The sequence below is a fragment of the Mucilaginibacter sp. P4_D1 genome, assembly GCF_056401935.1.
In genome coordinates, this window is record NZ_JBFUIJ010000003.1 from 369,574 (window position 1) to 376,792 (window position 7,219).

4 protein-coding genes are annotated in these 7,219 nt (G+C 40.9%); 1 reads left to right on the plus strand and 3 read right to left on the minus strand.

What is annotated here, in order from left to right; translation table 11 throughout:
• The first annotated feature begins 363 nt into the window (after positions 1–363).
• Complete coding sequence (locus AC1DV1_RS05440) at positions 364–1,257, plus strand: flavin reductase family protein (RefSeq protein WP_477356346.1); 894 nt, start codon at positions 364–366, stop codon at positions 1,255–1,257.
• A gap of 136 nt (positions 1,258–1,393) precedes the next feature.
• On the opposite strand, the gene AC1DV1_RS05445 is transcribed toward AC1DV1_RS05440, so the two are convergent.
• The 3 genes from AC1DV1_RS05445 to AC1DV1_RS05455 all read right to left on the minus strand — a co-directional run bounded on the left by AC1DV1_RS05445 (position 1,394) and on the right by AC1DV1_RS05455 (position 7,034).
• The gene (locus AC1DV1_RS05445) at positions 1,394–2,551 is read right to left on the minus strand and encodes an acetyltransferase domain-containing protein (protein ID WP_477356348.1); all 1,158 of its coding nucleotides are present in this window, start codon (positions 2,549–2,551) and stop codon (positions 1,394–1,396) included.
• Between the two features lie 476 nt (positions 2,552–3,027).
• Positions 3,028–5,856, minus strand: a complete 2,829-nt coding sequence (locus tag AC1DV1_RS05450; protein WP_477356350.1) for an Hsp70 family protein — start codon at positions 5,854–5,856, stop codon at positions 3,028–3,030.
• Between the two features lie 575 nt (positions 5,857–6,431).
• Positions 6,432–7,034, minus strand: a complete 603-nt coding sequence (locus AC1DV1_RS05455) for a transposase (protein WP_477356352.1) — start codon at positions 7,032–7,034, stop codon at positions 6,432–6,434.
• Positions 7,035–7,219 lie beyond the last annotated feature (185 nt).

The following is a 7,219-nucleotide window of genomic DNA, read 5'->3' on the forward strand; positions in this document are numbered from 1 at the left end:
GAGCCCATATTCTGGTTAAACAGGGTATGGGGCTTTTTTTGTTGATATCGTTTGAGGGAGTTTGAAGGTTTGGCTTTGCCAAAAAAATATGCTGCAGTACAAACGGTAATCCCATTTGATTAAACCCGGTAGTCTGCAGAAACAGACACGGTAATTCGACATCGGGCTTCGAACAGCGGGGCATGATAATGAGGGAAAATAAAATCCGAAAAATAATTTCGTTCTTAAATTACCTTGTCTTTTTTCTGCTTATTGTCGGTTAGTTTTGTATAACTTACAATATCGCAATTATCGAAGTGGCATAAAGTGACGCCCCCCGCTTAAGGCCAGATAACCGGCTGATTAGCTTTAAATAAAATTTGAATGACGTTAAAAACTATCGATGTATCATCGTTAACACCGGCCGAAATGCAGGGTTATTTGCACTATGCCATTGCACCCCGGCCAATATGCTTTGTATCCACTATTGACAAAAGCGGCCGGGTTAATTTAAGTCCGTTTAGTTTTTTTAATGTTTTTAGTATTAATCCACCGATATGTGTTTTTTCGCCCACAAGCAGGGCGCGGGATAATACCGCTAAACACACGCTTGAAAACGTTTTGGAAGTGCCTGAATGTGTGATAAATATTGTGAACTACGAAATGGTGCAACAGACCTATTTAACCAGTATGGATTACCAAAAAGACGTAAATGAATTTTCTAAAGCGGGGTTTACTGAATTGGCTTCGGAGACAATAAAGCCACCGAGGGTAGCGGAATCCACCGTTCAATTGGAATGTGTAGTAAATGATGTGATATCATTGGGGAAAAACGGGGGAGCGGGTAATTTGGTTATTGCCGAGGTGAAACGGATGCATATCAGTGAAGCTATTTTGGATGCCAATGGTAAAATAGACCCGCATAAAATAGACCTGGTGGCCCGTTTAGGCGGCGATTGGTATTGCAGGGTAACCAGCCATAATTTATTTAAAATTGCCAAACCAACAGGCAATGCCGGAATAGGTATCGGCGTTGATGCTTTTCCAAAAGAGGTTAAATACTCCAAAGTATTAACCGGGAATAACCTGGGATTATTGGGACTTGTTGAAACGCTACCAACCGATGAGGAGGTAAAAGCTTTTAGTGAAACCGATGAAATGAAAGACTTGGCCGATGCTACCATCGGTGACAGCCGCACCCTGCATCTGCATTTAAAAGCTAAGCAATTGTTAGATAACGGCCGGGTAATGGATGCCTGGAAAGTGTTGTTGATGTAGTTTATTTATTGACCTTGTCATTTCTCTGCTGTTCGATTATCTTACTTCGAGCCCTTATGACTGTAGTTGGCAACTGTTAGGCCTGGCCTGCCTGAGCGGTTTTTTTGCTGATTTGCGACAACCAGGTATCCCAATCTTATATAAACGATAACCACCACCCGCTGTGTGTTTGCTTATATCGGCCATACTGACGGCAGGGGTAATACATCAGCGCAATAACGGTTATCCAGCACAAGTACACCCCCCAAAGCGGAATACCGAAACCCGGCGCGGCCCATACCGGTGCAGGCTTCTGAAAGTCAAACGGAATGCGGGCGAGTACAACACCCGCTACATTGATTATGCGCAGCAACACCAAATGTGCGATAAAATAAAAGTAAGGCACATTTCCATATACATTGCAAAACCGGGTAATGCGGTTGCTTATGCCCTCGGTAGCCGACAACAATAGCAATACCGGCCCAAGCGTCATCAACATAAACAGGAGCGAGGGGGTTTGCTTCCTCACGTTCAGGAACGAAAGCAGGGTATGCGCCCAATTCCGCTGAATGGCCCAGGGTACAGGGTCGCCGTAATGGTTGATAAGGCGCAGGGTAACAAACAGCACAATCAATGCGCAGCCCGAAAGCTTTAATATTTTCTGCCGCTTTGCCGCATTATAGCCCTTTTTGTAAAGATGGCCAAAAACGTAGCCTAACAATAAAGCCCCCGTCCACGGAATGGCGGCATAAATAGCAAATATAAACCGGTTGGCGCCGATAGGGATCAATGCCCCTACGCCATTCAGCAATAGCGTAGTAAGGTTGCCAGGCGTGCCGTTCTTAGGCAAATCAACGTTGTCGAGTAAATTATGGCCGGCAATAATCAGTATTGCAACCACGGCTATAATTTTTTTAGGTGCCCTAATCAGTAAGGCCAAAATAATCATGCCAAAGCCAATGGCCCATAAAACCTCCAGCACCGGGAAATGGTAATGCACATCAAAGCTAAAGATGAGGCTGATAATTACCAGGTCGGATAATATGAGCCAGGCACCTCGTTTTAGTAAAAAAGTGGTCATCTGGCCGGTTGTTCGGCGCTGCGCGGCAAGGCATGCCGATACGCCGCTCAAAAAAACAAAGGTGGGTGCGCAAAAATGTGTTATCCAGCGCGTAAAAAACAGTATCACCGTGGTGCGCTGTACATCAAGCGGGGGCGGTCCGGCCAGGTGCAAAAAATCGCGGGTATGGTCAAGCGTCATGATAATCATGATTAATCCGCGCACGATGTCTACCGACTGTATACGTTCTTTCATCAAAATAAAGATAGTACAAAACGTTAGCTTTTCTCAACAAGTATCTTCCTTATCCCGTTTTTAAACAAGCATTGTATGACGGCTTTTTTGCTACTTGATTATAAAAGCGGGATTAGGCGCCTTAGTGTGGAGACTACGGGCATCGTAATTTGAAGGCAGAGAACTCTACGGACAACGAGGTTAGGCGCTGTCAGCAGCGCTTACGTTGACAAAGCCCGCTTTTGGTGGCTTTTTGGGTATTATATTAATCGTTATCACCACCATGTCATACGAGGGACGAAGCAATCTCCGGGTTGTTCATGGCGGTTATGCATGGCGCATACTCAGCACACGGACCACAAGGGTGGACCCTTGCGGTAGCGGGGGCATTATTACATAATTACTTCGAACAGCGGGGGGCACACGCTGCACGCTTGAGTCAGCGGAAAGAATTCTACGGACAGCGAGGGACATCTGCACAACCGAATACTATATGGTTATCGTTCTTTCAAAAGATTTGCTTCATGAAACAACTCACTACCAGAATTTATTTTTGAATGCATATTATCAATATAACTGTGAATATCCTCAATCAACGTATTATAACCGAGATATTCCGCTGTTAATATTAAGTCATCAAGATCATTCACACTTAATTGACTCGGATCATTTTGATATGTAGTATATAAGGTATCAAAAGGGCCGAGAAGTTCAATTCTTGCTTCCTCATTTCCCAGTTCGATTTTATGTACAGAAATGATGACTTTTGCTGCAGTATTACCGAGGTCCGCTGCGATCTGCATATAATAGAAATATTCTGATGATTCAGGAGTCAACGATTGGGCAACATTAAACGCATTAGTGTCGTTGGGATTGTTTTGATAAGCTTTTACTACGTAATCATGTGCGATTTTTGTATACCCTGCATTATTTGCAAAGTATGAAATATCCGAATATTTATTGGGGTAATATTTAATAGTCGTTTCCATAGCCTCTTTGTAATTATTTGCTGATGTATGATATAATATTAAACTGTCCACCAAATTAGTGATTTTTCTATCAGTCTTTTTTGCTCCCGCAGCTAAAAGATTATTGATTTCCCGTTCGACCTCTTTAACTGCACGTTTATATGGAGATAATACTTCATTAGCAAAAGGTGAAAAATGACGTACTTCCATTTGCTGATTATTACAGAGTACTTTAATAGTTACTATTTTATTTTGATTGATTTCTGCACTGATGGAAAAAATATCCTGTCTTTGAAAGCCATTTGGAGATTGGATAATGACATTTTGTAACATTTTTTCTTCCCCTGAAACATATAACGGTATTTCTATAATCCGCTGACCATTTATTTGTACGCCTAATGGATCTTTTATTGATTTGAACAGAGGAATTTCATCCCCTTGTTGTATCAAATTTAGGTGTTTTTTGCCTTGTAGAACTATCGAAATAGACTCGCTTACTATCGGTGCAATTGGTCGCTTGTTTAATCCTTGCGACAAAAGCGAATGAATAGTAGCGCCCTTAGAAACTTGTACCTGAATATCTCCAGGTATAAGAAAATTCGTAATTGGAAAATGTTCCCTTAGACTTTTTTCGATAAGAGGATTTTTACATGAACCACCGACCAACAAAATATTATCGACATCGTTGGGTTGCATTTTCGCTTTTCGCAATGCAGAATTTATGACGTAATAAATCGAACTTTCATTTTTACCTGACGTATCAAGAAATTTCGTCATAATATTCTGAAACTCATTTGTTGATATGCATTGTGACTCATAATTATATGATTTACCTTTATAGGTAAGAACTATCGGCACATCATAGCATAATGTCACGTCTTTTCTTAGATAATCTTTTGATCGTTTTAATTTTTCACAAACTTTAATCTTTAATGCTTCTGCTGCAGGTTTTAATTTACCTTCAAAGAAATCTTCATATTCAGTATCGGTAATAATTTCAGGATCAAGGCTATGGCTTTCACAAAATTCAATAAAAAGTAATTCTTGTGCTATAGTACGATCAATGTCATCACCGCCAAGATGCTCAAACTTCGAGATAGCGATATTTTTTGAATAAAAACCTTGATTTTTTTTTCCGTATTCGAGAATGGAAATGTCGCAAGTACCTGCGCCAAAATCAAAAACAAGAGTATGTTGGCGGTCTGGTTGGCCACCACTAAAGTCTTCCACTATGTTGTTTTCATGTAGATAATTTAAAAAGGCAGCATTTGGTTCGTCAATGAAGAGTTCTTCATGCTCTTCAAACCCCACTTCTTTGATTACCTCCAACAACTCTCTGCGTTGATTAGCTTCAAATGAAGCAGGAATACTTACTGAAAGTTTCAAATCCATTGAATACTGTTCCTGCTTGATATATTCAAAAATCCATTTTTTTATATTCTTTAAGAAAACAAGCGTAGCGTCTTTATCATTCAATATTTTCCAACCCGAAATTTGCCCTTTTAAGAGCGAGTTAGTGTAAATAGCCCCCTCATCTTTGCCGAGACCCATTTTAAACGATGACCAGTAATTGACACCAGGTAACGTCGTACCTGCAAATTTTTTTATTTTAGCTTCCATGCCAATGGATAATTGATTTCCATGTAGGTCATAATATACAACTGATGGTATCAAGTCAGTCCATTGTATACCGATTGGCGGCGTGGAAAACGAAAAAGAAATAGTTTCAATCTTTAACGCTTGGGTTTGTTCGTCGAGTTTTGCAATGCTAACAACTGTCGTTGATGTACCAAAATCAAGTCCGATAAAAGTATGATTTCTTAAAAGGGATTTATTAACATAATAATCATATCCTCCAATGTCAAACCGTAATTTCGTAATTAAAGGTTTAGAAGCTTCAATGTTTTTTCGCTCCCTTATAACATTAATTACTTTCTTTATGCCATCCACAACATTTAAAAATGCGGCATCCTCATTCTCCCAATAAGTACTACATATTGGTTTTGCGTCTTTAGGTAAACATTGCAATGATTTAAATTCGGCTAATTGCCAGTCACAAAATCGAAGGATTATCGGAATCACAATTGATTTTTTTTGACGATGAAGTTCGAGCCCGCGTTGAACTTCGATATCAAGGCAATAAGATGACGCTAAAAAGTCAGGGCTAATAAGTAAAAGAATGATATCTGCATTTTCAAGCTCAGAATTAATTTTATAATCCCAATTCTCTCCCCCTAAGATTTTTCTATCATGCCAATCTGTTATGTATTTAGCATTTTTTAACATCGCAAGATGGATTTCCAACCGTTCTCGTAATGATTCATCTCTGTGACAATATGAATAGAATATCTTTAGCATGTAATTGGAATATAAGGTTTATTATTTCGGGCTAATAGTAAAGAAACAAAAATAAACTTGATAATTGATTTTCAAATAAATAAACGCTATTATTAAATATTTTCGTTATAATCCCGTTTTTAGAAGTCTACGACTTTCTACTTCCATGCCTGTAGTTTACAATCACAATAATCTGGTTGTATATTCACCCCATATGCAATCACGCTTTTGTTTGTAAACCCCAACCCACCATTCCCCATCCCCCGTTAGCGATTGAAACGGATACCGGCCTGCGCCTAATGCCTTGTGCGCGTATGAGTGTAAAGCGTGGGCCGAAGGCAACGGCAGGGAGAGAGTCAAGAGTTTAGAATCAAGAAGTCCAGTCCCCGCGGGGTCTCTCGGAGAGGACCCAGCGGTTGTACACTGATCGTAATCCCGAAGCCTCGTTGATGCGAGGTGATCGGTTCCGTCCCCCGCGGGGTCTCTCGGAGAGGACCCAGCGGTTGTACAAAGCCAATCGTAATCCTAAAGTCGCGTTTATGCGTGGCGGCAGGGGCCTCTGCGGTAGACCATTATCGGACTGCGTTAAAATTAGATTAAAAGCCAATCGGTTTCACCCAATCTGTATCTACCCAAAAATCGCGGTAATCGGTTATCTCTACAAACTCATGCGGTTTTTCGAAGTAGTAGAATGCAGCGCTACTGTGCAGGTAATCTGTAAAATCGGCACATAAATTCCGCTTGCCGCTTACAGGGTTGTGGTGAATGTAATCTATTTTCTGATACAAAAAGGCTGTAGTAAAAATTGGCTTTGCATCAAACGAAGGCTCAAATGCTTTGTGCAGTTGCCCTTTCGCTTTTTCGCGGTCTGTACAACCGGAAGAAAGTTGGTTAAGGACAATGATGTTATTTGCTGAGGTCAGCCTGGCCACAAGCTCGTAAGCCATAAAACGTTTGCCGTTGCTCATAACCTTATTAAGATTGACTCCCGCATCAGGTGTTCGCAGGATGATATGCATATGGTTGGGCATTATCACAAAGGCATGGGGTTTTATCTGGTATTTGTCGGCAATGAGTTTAATCCATTTGTATATTATATCGTACGACTGTGTGATTTCAAACAGTGGTATCCAATTGAAGCAGGTAAATGAAATAAACCAGGTGTCGTGCTCCTGTTCGTGTTTAGTTCTGACGGCCATACGTAAATATACGAACATTTGGGAACCTCAGGGTCCTCTACCGAGAGACGCTGAGGGGACAGAACGGCTATACGTAAATATACGAACATTTGGGAACCTCAGGGTCCTCTACCGAGAGACGCTGAGGGGACAGAACGGCTATACGTAAATATACGAACATTTGGGAACCTCAGGGTCCTCTACCG